The following is a 13,360-nucleotide window of genomic DNA, read 5'->3' as shown; positions in this document are numbered from 1 at the left end:
ACTTCAGGGGAGGCGCCCGGTGCGGCCTCCCGGATTCAGCGGCGCCGTGGGAAGTCGTTGAGGGCCTGTCGGTGGGTCCAGCCGAGGGGCGTGCTGAGGGTTCTTCTTGGCCAGGCACTGCGCTCGAAGCTGGCGCGCCTGGTCGCGGTGGTCCGCACGCGGGCTCCGCTGTGCAATCTCGTCCAGGCCCACCAGGAAGCTCTCGCACGTGCGGGGGCTCATCTGGAGCCGCGCGTACCCCAGGAAGCGCTCGTCCGCGTTGCCCGACAGCAGGGCCATGGGAATCAGCGGCTTCTTCTTCTCCTTCGTGGGCCGCTCCGCCACGGCGGTGGGAGGCGGTGGGGCAGGGGGCTCGGCCATCTTCGGGGGCAGCTGCTCCGTCACGGACTTCGCGGGGTAGGGCGCGAACTCCTGGTCGGGGTCCACTTCGGAGGGCACCGCGCCCTTGGACGGAGACACCTCGGCCACCACCTGCGTGCGAGCAGGGATTTCTTCCGGCGGCGGGGCCTGCTCCTGCTGTGGGGACTGCTTGCTTTCAGGGCGTGACACCTGCGGCCGCGTCTCCTTCATGGCCACCACCGGCTTCTCCGTGGCCGGAGCCTGCACCACCGCGTCGGGTGCGCTCAGCTCCGCGAAGGCCCGCTGGTCGGGCTCGGATACCGGCGCGTGCTTCAAAGTCTGCTTCCGCGAATCCAGCTCCACCCGCTCGCCCGCGCTCACCAGTCGCGGAGGCTGGCCCTCCACCTCCACGCGCACGCGTCCTTCCGCCACGGCCACCGCCGCTCCGTGCTCGGTGTGCTCCACCGTGAAGACGGTGCCCACCACGGACACGCGCAGGCCCGCCGCCTCCACCAGGAAGCCCTCGCGCTGCGCATGCGAGGCCTGCACCGACAGCCGGCCCCGACGCACCGTGAGGTGGACGTCGCGCGCCTCCGCTCGGGACAGCTCCACCTCCGAGCCCGCCGACAGCCGCACCCGGCTCGCGTCCGGCAGCCGCAGCAGCGCCGTGGCGCGCGCGGGCGTCCGGACCGCGACACCCGAGCGCAGCTTCGTGCCCGCCTGGAGCGTCTGCTCCGCGCCGCCTGCCTCGCGCACCATCGCGCCCGAGGTGCTCTCCGCCTGCGCCGTATCGGTGCTGCCGGTGCCTTCACGCGGCAGCTCCGCCAGGACGCCAGCACCGTCGCGCACCGTCCCCACCTGGGGCGTGCCCGCGTGCTCCACCTGGGGCGTGCCCGCGTGCTCCACCTGGGGCGTGCCCGGAGCACCGTCCCCGTCGAGCACCGCCACCGTCGTGCCCGGGGCCACGTCCGGCGTCCGCAACATCCAGAAGCCCAGCATCGCCGCGCAGGCCCCCGCGAGCAGCATGGCCCACGGGAGCCGGGACCTCGGGACCGCCAAGGCGCCGGGCCGCCAGGACCCGGATGCCGGCTTCACCCGCTGCGCCGCCGCTTCACGCAGCCTCGCCCACGGCCCCAGGGACCGGGACGCCGCTTGTCGCGCCGCCGCGGCCTGGAGCCCCGCGTCCACCGCGCTCCAGCGCACGTCCGGCGTCACCTCGCGCGCCTCGTGCAGCACCGCGCGGGACTGCCTCACCCGTGCCAGTTCCGCCGCGCACTCCGCGCACCCGGACACGTGGGCCTCCACGCGCGAGCGCTCCGCCGCGTCCAGCTCGCCCGCAGCCAGCGCCCACAGTGCCTGGACCTCATGGCCGGCCATGGGGAGCTCCAGGGCGGCGGGTGACGAGCAGTCGCTGCATGGCCTCGTTGAACTCCAGTCTCGCGTGGTGCAGTCGGCTGCGGACGGTGTTGACCGAACTTCCCACGGCTTCGGCAATCTCGTCCGGGCTCATGCCGCACAGCTCGTAGTAGACGAAGACGATGCGCTTCTTCGGCTTCAGCCGCTCCAGCGCCAGCTCCACCAGCCGTGCCGCCTGGCGCCGGGCCGCGGCGCGCTCGGGGTCCTCCCCCGGTGACTCCTGCTCCGGCGGCTCCGCGAACGAGTCCTCCGGCCGCCGCCGCTTCCAGCGCAGGTGCGACAGCGCCACGTTGGAGCACACCCGGTAGAAGAACGTCCGGAAGCGCGACTCGCCCCGGTAGCCCTTCACCGCCGTCAGCAGCCGCAGGTACGTCTCCTGGAGCAGGTCCTCCACCTCCACCCGGTCGCCCACCAGGTGTCGCAGCGTCCGCGCCGCGTCCAACCGCGTGACCTGGTAGAGCTGCTCGAAGGCGGCGAGGTCTCCGTCCTGGACCCGACGCACCAGGAGGTGGAGCTGGGCCTCATCCGCGCTCACTGGCGCGGGCACATCTCTCGCAAGGCGCTCGGCCGGCGCGCTGACTTCCGCCAGTGAACGAGTTCCTCTGAAGAACACCGGAGGCGCTCCCTCGGGGGCCGGCAACGGTTCTGCTCTTTTCATGAGCGCGCCGCTGCCGATGTGAATGGTCCAGGCCAGCACAGACTACCTCCGTACTGACTGGGTCGCCGCTCCCAATGCGGGCGATCAAAATTATTGTTTGATCAGCCGTACAGCCTCCGGCGTCAAACGCGCCTGAACCCGGACAACCCACCCGGTGGCCGGACCGGTCCCCCAGCTTTCTCGGAGTACCTACTCATGAGGAATACCCCCGCGCGCAGCGTGCTGCTGTCGCTTTTGCTTTTGCTTGGATCGACCCTACCGGGCTGCATCATCCACGAGAACGACGACTGGTACGACGACGAGGAGTATTGCTACAGCAACTCGGACTGCGACAGTGGTGAGACCTGTCGCGATAACTGTTGTTACGAGGTGCCGCCCGACTCGACGAGCTGCTCCGCCTCCCGCGACTGCGACCGGGGCGAGGTGTGCGTCAACAACGTCTGCTACACGCCCTGCGTGCGTGACCTGGATTGTGGCTCGGGCAACAAGTGCGCCGATCACTTCTGCGTTCCCGGCCAGGGTGGCTCGCGCCCGGACAGTGGGACGGATGCTGGCACGCGCACGGACGGTGGCACGCGCCCGGATGCCGGCTCGGATGGTGGAACGCGTCCGGACGCAGGCCCGGGCGGCACGTGCCGGCTGAACGCGGACTGCGGGGCGGGCAACTACTGCATCAACAACACCTGCTACCACGGCTGCACGGCGGACACGCAGTGCCCCTCCACGGACGCGTGTGTCTCCGGCGTGTGCCGCACGCGCCCGCCGGACCCGAACGCGTGCACCTCCGCCTACCAGTGCCAGGAGGGGAAGGACTGCGTGGACGGCCAGTGCCGCGAGTCCTGCGACTCCACCACCGAGTGCCCGCCCGAGTACTCGTGCCACATCGGCTACTGCATGCCCATTCCCAGCGGGGGCGAGTGCCGCGCCAACTGCGACTGCCCCTCCGGCCAGGTCTGCACCAATGGTCAGTGCAAGTCGCCGCAGCCGGACCCGGGCCAGGCCTGCGTGGCCACCTGTGACTGCCCCTCCGGTCAGGTCTGCACCAGCGGCTACTGCAAGTCGCCCACGCCGCCGCCCCCGCCTCCGGACGCGGGCACGGGCCCGGCGTGCGTGGCCAACTGCGACTGCCCCTCCGGCCAGGTCTGCAGCAGCGGCCACTGCAAGTCGCCCACGCCTCCGCCCACGACGGACGCGGGCACCTCGCCGGTGTGCCGCGCCAACTGCGAGTGCCCCGCGGGCAACGTGTGCAACAGCGGCGTGTGCAAGCCGGTGAATCAGGGCAGCGGCAAAGCGTGCGTCGCCAACTGCGAGTGCCCCGCCGGCGAGCGCTGCATCGACAACGTCTGCTGGCTGTAGCCCGGCCCTCGGTAGAGCGGTGGCCCCTTTGCGGTCAGGGGGCCACCATCCGCCAGCACCGGTGGATTTCCTTCCGCTGGAAGTCCTCGGGGATGGAGCCGGGGGTGATTTCCTCCACGTCCATTCCCCGCGCGGCCGCGTCGCTGAGCTCGAAGCCGAGGAAGTTGGTGGAGAAGTAGACGACGCCGCCGGGCGCGAGCAGCGCCCGGATGGCGGCCAGCAGGCGCGGGTGGTCTCTCTGCACGTTGAAGCTGCCGGACATCTTCTTCGACGTGGAGAAGGACGGCGGGTCGCACACCACCAGGTCGTAGCGCTCCGGCTCGTCGGCCTGCGCTTCCACCCACGCCTTCGCGTCCGCGCGCACCAGCACGTGCCGCGCATCCGCGAGCCCGTTCAAGTCCAGGTTGGCCTCGGCCCAGTCGAGGTACGTGTTGGACAGGTCCACCGTCGTGGTGCTCGCGGCACCGCCCGCGGCGGCGTACACGGTGAAGGCCCCGGTGTACGCGAAGAGGTTGAGGAAGTGCTTGCCCCTGGCCTCCTCGCGCACGCGCGCGCGGGTGTTGCGGTGGTCCATGAAGAGGCCGGTGTCGAGGTAGTCGCCGAGGTTGACCCAGAACTTCAGGCCCTGCTCCTCCACCACGATTCGGCTGCTGCCCTCGCCCACCCGGCCGTACTGCGAGCGGCCCCAGGGCTGGGGCGTGTGCGTCTTCACGAAGGTGCGCTCGGGCGGGACGCCGAGCACCTCCGTCACCGCGGCGAGCACCTCCTCGCGCTGGGACTCGGCGGTGCCGGACTTGAGGGCGCGGCGGCGCGGGTACTCCACCACGTGCGCGCGGTCGCCGTAGAGGTCGATGGCGTACGGGTACTCGGGAATGTCCCTGTCGTAGACGCGGAAGGCCGTCAGCCCTTGCGCGCGGGCCCACTTGCGGAAGCGCTTCGCGTCCTTGCGCAGCCGGTTGGCGAACATACCCACCGGGTCGGTTGCCCCTTGCGCGCCGTGGTTACCTTCTGAATCCGTCATGCCCAAGCGTCCTTCCGTCCAGACCGCGGCCCCCCTCATCCCCGAGTCCCCGACGTACGACAAGCTCCGAAAGGCGGCCTCGGTGCATCCGTCGTCCATCTTGCGTGCACCGGGCCCGGAGGCGCGCGAGGCGTTCCTCGAGGATTTGCGCACGGTGGCGCGGCTCATCCATGGCCGTGGCGCGGAGGCGGGGGAGGGCGCGCACGCGCCGATGTGAGTGGTCGCGCGCCGCCCGCCATCCCGGGCCATGCGTCGCGAGTGGGGGCCTGGCCGTTTCCGCACCGCGGAATCTGGTTCCGCCCGCGTGCGCTGCGTCATGGGGAGTGGCGGGCGTGCGATGTCTTCTCTGAATATCGAGCCCTCCGGGGTAGTCTTCGTCCGCAAACGAACCCCGCACCGGAGGACCCCGAATGACTGCAAGCCGTTGGTTGGGACTGGCCACGCTGACCGTGCTGTTCGCCTCGAGCGCCCTGGCGGAGGATGCGAAGGCGGACACCACGTCACCGGTGGGCCGGTGGACGACCATTGATGACGAGACGAAGAAGCCGAAGTCCGTCATCGCCATCTACGAAGAGAACGGGAAGCTCTTTGGCAAGATCGAGAAGCTCTTCCGCGAGCCGAAGGAAGACCAGAACCCGGTCTGCGACAAGTGCGAGGGGACGCTGAAGAACCAGCCCATCCTCGGGATGGTCATCCTGCAGAACCTCAAGAAGGACGATGACGAGTGGACGGGCGGCACCATCATGGACCCGGCCAACGGCAAGACCTACAAGTGCAAGATTGCCGTCGAGGACGGTGGCAAGAAGCTGAAGGTCCGCGGCTTCGTCGGCATGTCCCTGTTCGGCCGCACCCAGCACTGGGTCAAGGCGGAGTAGTCCCGAGGTCGGGCCTCGACCATGAGTCGTGAGTCCGACAAACGGCGATGGCGGCGTCACCTCAGCGTGCGCCGCCGGGCCACCGTGGGTGGGCGTGACAGCGCCCGCGTCGGGCGCTGGACGCCGTCCGGAATGTGAGCGGGCGGTTGCTGGTACCCGCCTCGCGCCTGACCGAGACTCTCGGGCCATGAGCGTGCGCATCGCGAAGAACGGGCCCGTCACCACCGTCGTCCTTCACCGACCCGAGGTGCGCAACGCGGTGGACGGCCCCACCGCGCAGGAGCTCGTGGCCGCCTTCCGCGCCTTCGATGCGGACCCGGACTCGCGTGTGGGCGTCTTCCACGGCGAGGGCGGCACCTTCTGCGCGGGCGCGGACCTCAAGGCCGTCTCCGAGGGCCGGCTGCCCCGGCTCAGCCCGGACGGCGACGGTCCGATGGGTCCCTCGCGCATGGTGCTGGGCAAGCCCGTCATCGCGGCCATCGCCGGCCATGCGGTGGCGGGGGGCCTGGAGCTGGCCTTGTGGTGTGACTTGCGCGTGGCGGAGGAGGACGCGGTGCTGGGCGTCTTCTGCCGGCGTTGGGGTGTACCGCTCATCGACGGCGGAACTGTGCGCCTCCCCCGGCTCATCGGCCTGTCGCGGGCCATGGACCTCATCCTCACCGGCCGCCCCGTGTCGGCCCAGGAGGCGCTGGCCATGGGGCTGGTCAACCGCGTGGTGCCGAAGGGCCAGGCCCGGCAGGCCGCCGAGGCGCTGGCTCGCGAGGTCGCCGCCTTCCCCCAGGAGTGCATGAACGCCGACCGGGCCTCGGCCTACGAGCAGGCGGGCCTGGGCCTGGAGGAAGCACTGCGTCAGGAGTTCGAGCGCGGCGTGAAGGTGCTGGAGTCCGAGTCCATCGCCGGCGCCACCCGCTTCGCCCGGGGGGCGGGCCGGCACGGGAAGTTCGAGTAGGCCGAGTAGGCTCGGTGAGCGGGTCAGCGGCGCTCCTGGTGCGTGGCCGGGAGGGCTGTGTTAGTTCCCCGGCCATGCGCTTCGACACGCTTGCCATTCATGCCGGCCAGGAGCCGGACCCCACGACGGGCGCCATCATGACGCCCGTGTACCTGACCTCCACCTACGTCCAGGACGGGCCCGGAGAGCACAAGGGCTACGAGTACAGCCGGACGCAGAACCCCACGCGCAAGGCGCTCCAGGACTGCCTCGCCGCGCTGGAAGGCGCGAAGTACGGCGCCGCCTTTGCCTCCGGCCTCGCGGGCACGGACATGCTGATGCACATGCTGGATGCCGGCGACCACGTCGTCGTCTCCGACGATGTGTACGGCGGCACCTTCCGCATCTTCGACAAGGTCTTCAAGCGCTCGGGCCTCAACTTCTCCTTCGTGGACCTCTCCAAGCCGGAGAGCTTCGAGGCGGCGATTACGCCGAAGACGAAGATGGTGTGGGTCGAGTCCCCCACCAACCCGATGCTCAAGCTCATCGACCTGGCGCGCATCGCCGAGGTGGCGAAGAAGCGGAACATCCTCTCCGTCGCGGACAACACCTTCATGACGCCGTACTTCCAGCGCCCGCTGGACCTCGGCTTCGACGTGGTGGCGCACTCCACCACCAAGTACCTCAACGGCCACAGCGACGTGGTGGGCGGCTTCGTCTGCACCAGCCGCGATGACATCGCCGAGCGGATGTACTTCCTCCAGAACGCGGTGGGCGGCGTGTCCGGCGCCTTCGACAGCTTCCTGGTGCTGCGCGGCGTGAAGACGCTGCACGTGCGCATGGACCGCCACGCGCACAACGCGATGAAGGTGTCGCAGTTCCTCGCCACGCACCCGAAGGTGAAGAAGGTGACGTACCCGGGCCTGGAGACGCACCCGCAGCACCAGCTCGCGCGCCAGCAGATGACGGGCTTCGGCGGCATGCTGACCTTCGACATCCACGGCGGCCTGGAGGCCGCGCGTCGCTTCCTCAAGACGGTGAAGGTCTTCGCCTGCGCCGAGTCGCTCGGTGGCGTGGAGTCGCTCATCGAGCACCCCGCCATCATGACCCACGCCTCCATCCCGAAGGAGACGCGCGAGAAGCTCGGCATCGCCGACGGCTTCATCCGCCTGTCCGTGGGCATCGAGGACGCGCAGGACCTCTGCGATGACCTCGCGCAGGCGCTCGACACGGTGAAGTAGGCCGCTCGCTCCTCAGCACACCGAACCACCGAGGGCCTCCCCGCTTCCCTACCCGGAGCTGCGCGGAGGCCCTTCGTGTGTCCGCACGTCGAAGCGCCTGCCTGGCCGCCTGCGCTTCGGCCGGGTCATGGGATGCCGCGTCACAGAATGGAATGTCCGCTGCCGGACACCGTTTGGGCACCCACGATGCGCAACCGATTCATTCCGACGTCGTGTCTGCTGGGTGCGCTGCTCGCCGCTGCTTCCGGCTGTGACGCACTTCCCACTCCCACCACCGACCAGAACTTTCCCGTCGAGCTGCCGGCGCCTGACGCGCGCGGCGCGGCGGCCGAGCTGACCGCCACCGGCTGCAGCCTCCTCACCACCACGGCCGTCACGGCCAGCGGTGATGACGGCGCCGGCAGCGTCGCCGCCAACACCCAGGACGACAACCTCGCCACCCGGTGGAGCGGGCCGGGCAAGGGCGCCTGGCTCACCATGGACCTGGGCGCCTCCAAGTCGATTGCCGGCACCACGGTGGCCTGGCACCAGGGCAACACGCGGCAGAACTACTTCGTCATCTCCACCTCGACGGACGGCACCACCTTCACCCAGGCGACCTCGGGGACGAGCGCCCTGAACACCGCCGCGCAGACGTATGCCTTCAGCGCGCGGCAGGCGCGCTACGTGCGCGTCACCGTCAACGGCAACTCGGTGAACGACTGGGCCTCCATCACCGAGTCGCGCGCCTGTGCGCAGCAGACGACGCCGCCGCCGACTCCCACGCCCGTGCCCACGGCGGACTCGGGGCCGGCGCTGCCTCGGCTGCCGTACCTCCAGAGCGTGGGCCAGACGAGCGCCCTCGTCGCCTTCCGCTCCGGCGTGTCCTGCACGCCCTTCGTGCGCTACGGCGAGGGCACGGACCTGTCGCGCACCGCCACCGCCACCGTGGCGGGCTGGCGGCACGCAGTGAAGCTGACGGGCCTGTTGCCGGGGCGGACGTACGGCTACAGCGTGGAGGCGTGCGGCTCCGTCACCGGCGTGCGTGCCTTCCGCACCGCGTCCGCGACGGGCACGCAGCGCGTGCGCTTCACCACCCTGGGCGACTTCGGCACGGGCGGCAGCTCACAGAAGGCCGTGATTGCCATGATGAACAAGCCGGAGTGGCGCGGCGAGTTCCTGGTGGCGCTCGGCGACAACGCCTACTCCTCCGGCACGGAGCAGGAGTTCCAGGACCGCATGTTCACCCCCATGGGGACGCTGCTGCGCGAGGTGCCCATCTTCCCCTCGCTGGGCAACCACGAGTACGTGACGAACCAGGGGCAGCCGTACCTGGACAACTTCTACCTGCCCACCAACAACCCCGCGGGCACGGAGCGCTACTACTCGTTCGACTGGGGCAACGTGCACTTCGTGGCGCTCGACTCCAACTGCGCCATCGGCCTCGCGTCGTCGGACCGCTGCACGGCCACCGCGCAGAAGACGTGGGCGGAGCAGGACCTGGCGGCGACGAAGCAGTCCTGGAAGATTGTCTTCTTCCACCACCCGGCCTGGTCCAGCGGCGAGCACGGCTCGCAGCTCTCCGTGCGCCGCAACTACGCGCCCATCTTCGAGGCGAACGGCGTGGACCTCGTGCTCACCGGGCATGACCACAACTACGAGCGCAGCAAGCCGATGAAGGGCGACGCGGTGGCTCCGTCGGGGACGCGTGGCATTCCGTACGTCGTGGTGGGCAGCGGTGGCGCCACCCTGCGGCCCTTCCCCGGCAGCCAGCCCTCGTGGACCGCGCTGCGCGACAACACGACGTATGGCTTCATGGACGTGGTGGTGGACGGCGGCACGCTGACGGCGAAGCTCATCTCCTCCACCGGCGCGGTGAAGGACACGCTCACCCTCACCAAGACGCTGCCGACGACGGTGAGCGCGACGCTGAAGGCCTGGTCGCAGGAGACGGAAACCGTGTCCGGCCCGGTGGACGACCCGGCGCGCGCCCCCGCGGGCCTGCGCTTCGACCAGCCGCTGCCTCCCGCGGACCGCCTGGAGGACACGGCGGACCACGACGAGCCCGTGAGCCCGTAGCTCTCGCATCACTGAAGTACCGGGGCCTCCCGTCCTCCTCCGCGAGGACGTGGAGGCCCTTCGTATGTCCCACGCCCTGACACACGGCACATCGCGGGCTGGCGCGCGCCGGCCCGCGGTTTTATGAGAGGCGGCATGCGCTACTTCGACGACTTCCAGCCAGGTGAGGTGAGCGAGTTCGGGCCGTACGTCATCTCGCGCGAGGACATCATCGCCTTCGCGAAGCAGTTCGACCCGCAGCCCTTCCACCTGAGCGACGAGGGTGGCCGCGAGAGCATCTTCGGCGGCATCATCGCCAGCGGATGGCACACCGCCTCCATCTGCCACAAGCTCATCGTGGAGGGCCTGCTCGGGAAGGCCGCCAGCCTGGGCTCGCCCGGCCTGGACGAGCTGCGCTGGCTCAAGCCCGTGCGCCCCGGGGACTCGCTCACCGTCCGCACCGAGGTGCTCACCACCACGCCGTCGCGCAGCAAGGCGGACCGCGGCGCCATCAAGTTCCGCTTCGAGGTCCGCAACCAGCACGGCGACGTGGTGATGACCGAGCTGGCCAACGCCCTCTTCGCGCGGCGGCCGGCGACGTAGGCAGCGCGTCGTGCCCTGAAAACACCGAGGGCCTCCCGCTCCCAGCCTGGGTGCGTGGAGGCCCTCCGTGCTTCAGGTGCCTACGGAGACTACGCCGCCGTGCGGTGCAGGTAGTCGATGAGGTCGATCTTCGTGACGATGGCCACGACCTTCTCGCCCTCCTTCACCACCGCGACGTTGTCCTGGGCGAAGACCTCGCGCAGGCGGGTGATGCTGGTGTCGGGCGACAGCGCGCCCTGCAGCGGCGAGACGATGGCGTCGATGGCGTCGCCGAACTTCACCTTGCCGGCCACCAGGGCGTTGAGCAGGTCGTACTCGTGCACCATGCCCACCGCGCGGCCCTCCTCGGTGACGACGGGCATCTGGCTGATGCCATGGCCCCGCATGGTCTCCACCACCTGGTCCACCTTGTCGCCCTTGCGCGCCGTCTTCACGTCCTTGCGCTTGTCGCCAATGATGTCGCGCACGGTGCCGGTGCCCTTCTCCTCCAGGAAGCCGTTGTCGCGCATCCACTCGTCCGAGTGGAACTTGCTGATGTAGCTGCTGCCCGAGTCGGGGAGCACCACGACAATCGTCTTGCCCTTGCCCACTTCCTTCGCCAGCTGCACGGCCACGTGCACCGCCGCGCCGGAGGAGCCACCCGCGAAGATGCCCTCCTCGCGCGCCAGGCGCCGCGCCGCGAGGAAGGACTGGCGGTCATCCACCTGCCGCACGTCGTCCACGACCTTGAAGTCCATGGCGCCGCACAGCATGTCCTCGCCGATACCTTCCACCTTGTAGACGTGCGGCTCGGTCAGCTTGCCCGTCTTGAAGTAGCCCTCGTAGACGGAGCCCTCCGGGTCCACGCCCACGTTCTTCAGGCCGGGGATCTTCTCCTTCAGGAACTTGCCGGCGCCGCTCATGGTGCCGCCGGTGCCCAGGCCCGACACGAAGTAGTCGAACTTCCCTTCGGTCTGCTCGTAGATCTCCGGCCCGGTCAGCTTGTAGTGGGCCTCGATGTTGTCGGGGTTGTGGTACTGGTTCAGCATGAAGGCGCCGGGCGTCTCACGGTGCAGGCGCTTGGCCGTCTCGTAGTAGCTGCGCGGGTCCTCGGCCGGCACGTTGGTCGGCGTCACCACCACCTGCGCGCCCAGGGCCTTGAGGCGGTTGATCTTCTCCAGGGACATCTTGTCCGGCATGGTGAAGATGCACTTGTAGCCCTTCACCGCCGCCGCGAGCGCCACGCCCATGCCGGTGTTGCCGGACGTGTTCTCCACGATGGTGCCGCCGGGCTTGAGCTTCCCCTCCCGCTCGGCCTTCTCGATGATGTAGAGCGCCATGCGGTCCTTGATGGACGCGCCCGGGTTCATGAACTCGCACTTCACGAGCACGGTGGCGTCGTTCGGGCCGACGAGCTTGTTGAGCTTGACCAGCGGCGTGTGACCGATGGCGGAGAGAATGGTGTCGTGGATGTCCATCACGGCTTCCGGAAAAAGGGTTCGCGGCGCGTCTTATATGTCGCCGCCCGGGCCCGGTCGACAGCACGCGACATCTCGGCCCCTCGGTGAGGAACAGGGCCGGGTCCGCCGTCCTTCCAGACCCCCGCTACCGGGGCCCGGCCGGCCGCATGCCGGGGGCGGGCCCCAGGGCTGTCGCACTCCGGCGGGCCCTGGCCTCTCTCCTCGGGCGCCAGGCGGCCCTCAACGCGGTGCGACGTGGTGTGTGGGGTAGGGTGCCGCGTCGCGTACGTGACAGCCCGGGGGGCTTCCGGCCGTTCGCGTCTCGTGGGCTTTGACCCGGATGGGGGCGCCTCCCATACTCGGGAGTCTCTCGTCTCAACCCCCTCTGGAGAATCCCGTCGATATGGAACTCGAGGCCGCCCTGCGCGACCAGGTGGGACAGGCCATCGGCCGTCCCGTTCCCCACGCTGCCATCAAGAAGCTGAAGGGCGACGCGAGCAACCGCTCGTACTACCGCGTTGGCGCGGCGCCCGAGAGCTGGGTGGTGATGGTGATGCCGCCGGACGCGACGAAGAAGAGCGAGGAGGCCACCAAGGGTGAGCCCCCGAAGGAGCTGCCCTTCGTCAATGTGCACCGCTACCTGGAGAAGCTGGGCGTGCGCGTGCCGCGCATCCTCCGCTACGACGAGCCGGCGGGGATGATGGTCCTGGAGGACCTGAGCGACATCACCTTCGAGTCCGCGCTGGAGGGCGGCAAGCACCAGGACGCGCTCTACACCCGCGCGGTGGACCTGCTGGCGCGCCTGCGCGTGCAGGCGGAGAAGCACCAGGACCCGGACTGCCTCGCCTTCACGCGCGCGTTCGACGAGGACCTGTACGACTGGGAGCTGCACCACTTCCGCGAGTGGGGCCTGGAGGCGTGGAGCGGCAAGCAGCCCACCGCCGCCGAGCGCGCCGAGCTGGACCGCACCTTCCGCGACATCGCGAAGCAGCTGGCCGCCGCGCCGCGCGGCTTCACGCACCGCGACTACCAGAGCCGCAACATCATGGTGAAGGAGGGCGAGCTGGTCGTCATCGACTTCCAGGACGCCCTCCAGGGCCCGCGCCAGTACGACCTGGTGGCCCTCTTGCGCGACAGCTACGTGGAGCTGGACCGCGCCTTCGTGGACAAGATGCTGGACCGCTACATCGCGACGTTCGAAGCGGCGAGCGGCGAGACCATCGACGCGGCGGCGTTCAAGTCCTTCTTCGACCTGCTCACCATCCAGCGCAAGCTGAAGGACGCGGGCCGCTTCGAGTTCATCAACCGCGTGAAGGGCAACCCGGGCTTCCTGGTGTCCATCCCCGCGTCGCTGCGCTACGTGCGCGACGCCTTCGCGCGCAAGCCGGAGCTGCGCAAGCTGCAGGAGCTGGTGGCGAAGTACGTCCCCGAGCTGGCCGCTTAAAGG

The 13,360-nt window shown here is 69.7% G+C and carries 12 protein-coding genes; 8 read left to right on the top strand and 4 right to left on the bottom strand.

Annotation, left to right across the window (positions count from 1 at the left end; all coding sequences use genetic code 11):
* Positions 1–3: 3 nt before the first annotated feature.
* Positions 4–1,716, bottom strand: a complete 1,713-nt coding sequence (locus tag G4D86_RS20975) for a FecR domain-containing protein (protein ID WP_240360381.1) — start codon at positions 1,714–1,716, stop codon at positions 4–6.
* Positions 1,703–2,302: an RNA polymerase sigma factor gene (locus G4D86_RS20970; RefSeq protein WP_240360380.1), complete on the bottom strand. Its 600-nt coding sequence runs from the start codon at positions 2,300–2,302 to the stop codon at positions 1,703–1,705. The genes G4D86_RS20975 and G4D86_RS20970 overlap by 14 nt, the downstream gene beginning before the upstream one ends.
* 306 nt (positions 2,303–2,608) lie before the next feature.
* Here G4D86_RS20970 and G4D86_RS20965 point away from each other — a divergent pair, with 306 nt between their 5' ends.
* Positions 2,609–3,769 (top strand): hypothetical protein, encoded by a 1,161-nt coding sequence (locus tag G4D86_RS20965; protein WP_163995763.1) that lies wholly within the window; start codon positions 2,609–2,611, stop codon positions 3,767–3,769.
* Between the two features lie 34 nt (positions 3,770–3,803).
* On the opposite strand, the gene G4D86_RS20960 is transcribed toward G4D86_RS20965, so the two are convergent.
* On the bottom strand, positions 3,804–4,790 hold the full coding sequence (locus G4D86_RS20960; RefSeq protein ID WP_240360379.1) for a class I SAM-dependent methyltransferase: 987 nt from the start codon (positions 4,788–4,790) through the stop codon (positions 3,804–3,806).
* On the opposite strand from G4D86_RS20960, the gene G4D86_RS53015 reads away from it, so the two are divergent.
* The 6 genes from G4D86_RS53015 (at position 4,789) to G4D86_RS20930 (ending at position 10,474) form a co-directional block, all read left to right on the top strand.
* Positions 4,789–5,007, top strand: coding sequence for a hypothetical protein (locus G4D86_RS53015; RefSeq protein ID WP_240360378.1), 219 nt, complete (start codon positions 4,789–4,791; stop codon positions 5,005–5,007). The genes G4D86_RS20960 and G4D86_RS53015 overlap by 2 nt on opposite strands.
* A 193-nt stretch (positions 5,008–5,200) precedes the next feature.
* Positions 5,201–5,665: a DUF2147 domain-containing protein gene (locus G4D86_RS20950; RefSeq protein WP_163995761.1), complete on the top strand. Its 465-nt coding sequence runs from the start codon at positions 5,201–5,203 to the stop codon at positions 5,663–5,665.
* Positions 5,666–5,852: 187 nt separating this feature from the next.
* Positions 5,853–6,614 carry a crotonase/enoyl-CoA hydratase family protein gene (locus G4D86_RS20945; RefSeq protein ID WP_163995760.1) on the top strand — a complete coding sequence of 254 codons (762 nt, stop codon included), beginning with the start codon at positions 5,853–5,855 and terminating at the stop codon, positions 6,612–6,614.
* Positions 6,615–6,688: 74 nt separating this feature from the next.
* Positions 6,689–7,834, top strand: coding sequence for a cystathionine gamma-synthase (locus G4D86_RS20940; protein WP_163995759.1), 1,146 nt, complete (start codon positions 6,689–6,691; stop codon positions 7,832–7,834).
* A gap of 186 nt (positions 7,835–8,020) precedes the next feature.
* On the top strand, positions 8,021–9,892 hold the full coding sequence (locus tag G4D86_RS20935) for a discoidin domain-containing protein (protein ID WP_163995758.1): 1,872 nt from the start codon (positions 8,021–8,023) through the stop codon (positions 9,890–9,892).
* A gap of 135 nt (positions 9,893–10,027) precedes the next feature.
* The gene (locus G4D86_RS20930; RefSeq protein ID WP_163995757.1) at positions 10,028–10,474 is read left to right on the top strand and encodes a MaoC family dehydratase; all 447 of its coding nucleotides are present in this window, start codon (positions 10,028–10,030) and stop codon (positions 10,472–10,474) included.
* An 89-nt stretch (positions 10,475–10,563) separates the two neighbouring features.
* Here G4D86_RS20930 and G4D86_RS20925 read toward each other — a convergent pair whose 3' ends face one another.
* Positions 10,564–11,931 carry a pyridoxal-phosphate dependent enzyme gene (locus tag G4D86_RS20925; protein ID WP_163995756.1) on the bottom strand — a complete coding sequence of 456 codons (1,368 nt, stop codon included), beginning with the start codon at positions 11,929–11,931 and terminating at the stop codon, positions 10,564–10,566.
* A 385-nt stretch (positions 11,932–12,316) separates the two neighbouring features.
* On the opposite strand from G4D86_RS20925, the gene G4D86_RS20920 reads away from it, so the two are divergent.
* A complete protein-coding gene (locus G4D86_RS20920; protein WP_163995755.1) occupies positions 12,317–13,357 on the top strand; it encodes an aminoglycoside phosphotransferase family protein in 1,041 nt (346 codons plus the stop codon).
* Positions 13,358–13,360 lie beyond the last annotated feature (3 nt).

It is taken from the genome of Pyxidicoccus caerfyrddinensis, assembly GCF_010894405.1.
GTDB lineage: Bacteria > Myxococcota > Myxococcia > Myxococcales > Myxococcaceae > Myxococcus > Myxococcus caerfyrddinensis.
Note: the sequence above shows the minus strand (reverse complement) of the source record. Positions and strands in the feature narration are given on the sequence as shown.

What these genes read in the sequence shown, in the direction of transcription:
- G4D86_RS20975 (WP_240360381.1), bottom strand. Translation starts at nt 1,716, where the DNA reads ATGGCCGGCCATGAGGTCCAGGCACTGTGGGCGCTGGCTGCGGGCGAG.
- G4D86_RS20965 (WP_163995763.1), top strand. Translation starts at nt 2,609, where the DNA reads ATGAGGAATACCCCCGCGCGCAGCGTGCTGCTGTCGCTTTTGCTTTTG.
- G4D86_RS53015 (WP_240360378.1), top strand. Translation starts at nt 4,789, where the DNA reads ATGCCCAAGCGTCCTTCCGTCCAGACCGCGGCCCCCCTCATCCCCGAG.
- G4D86_RS20960 (WP_240360379.1), bottom strand. Translation starts at nt 4,790, where the DNA reads ATGACGGATTCAGAAGGTAACCACGGCGCGCAAGGGGCAACCGACCCG.
- G4D86_RS20950 (WP_163995761.1), top strand. Translation starts at nt 5,201, where the DNA reads ATGACTGCAAGCCGTTGGTTGGGACTGGCCACGCTGACCGTGCTGTTC.
- G4D86_RS20945 (WP_163995760.1), top strand. Translation starts at nt 5,853, where the DNA reads ATGAGCGTGCGCATCGCGAAGAACGGGCCCGTCACCACCGTCGTCCTT.
- G4D86_RS20940 (WP_163995759.1), top strand. Translation starts at nt 6,689, where the DNA reads ATGCGCTTCGACACGCTTGCCATTCATGCCGGCCAGGAGCCGGACCCC.
- G4D86_RS20935 (WP_163995758.1), top strand. Translation starts at nt 8,021, where the DNA reads ATGCGCAACCGATTCATTCCGACGTCGTGTCTGCTGGGTGCGCTGCTC.
- G4D86_RS20930 (WP_163995757.1), top strand. Translation starts at nt 10,028, where the DNA reads ATGCGCTACTTCGACGACTTCCAGCCAGGTGAGGTGAGCGAGTTCGGG.
- G4D86_RS20925 (WP_163995756.1), bottom strand. Translation starts at nt 11,931, where the DNA reads ATGGACATCCACGACACCATTCTCTCCGCCATCGGTCACACGCCGCTG.
- G4D86_RS20920 (WP_163995755.1), top strand. Translation starts at nt 12,317, where the DNA reads ATGGAACTCGAGGCCGCCCTGCGCGACCAGGTGGGACAGGCCATCGGC.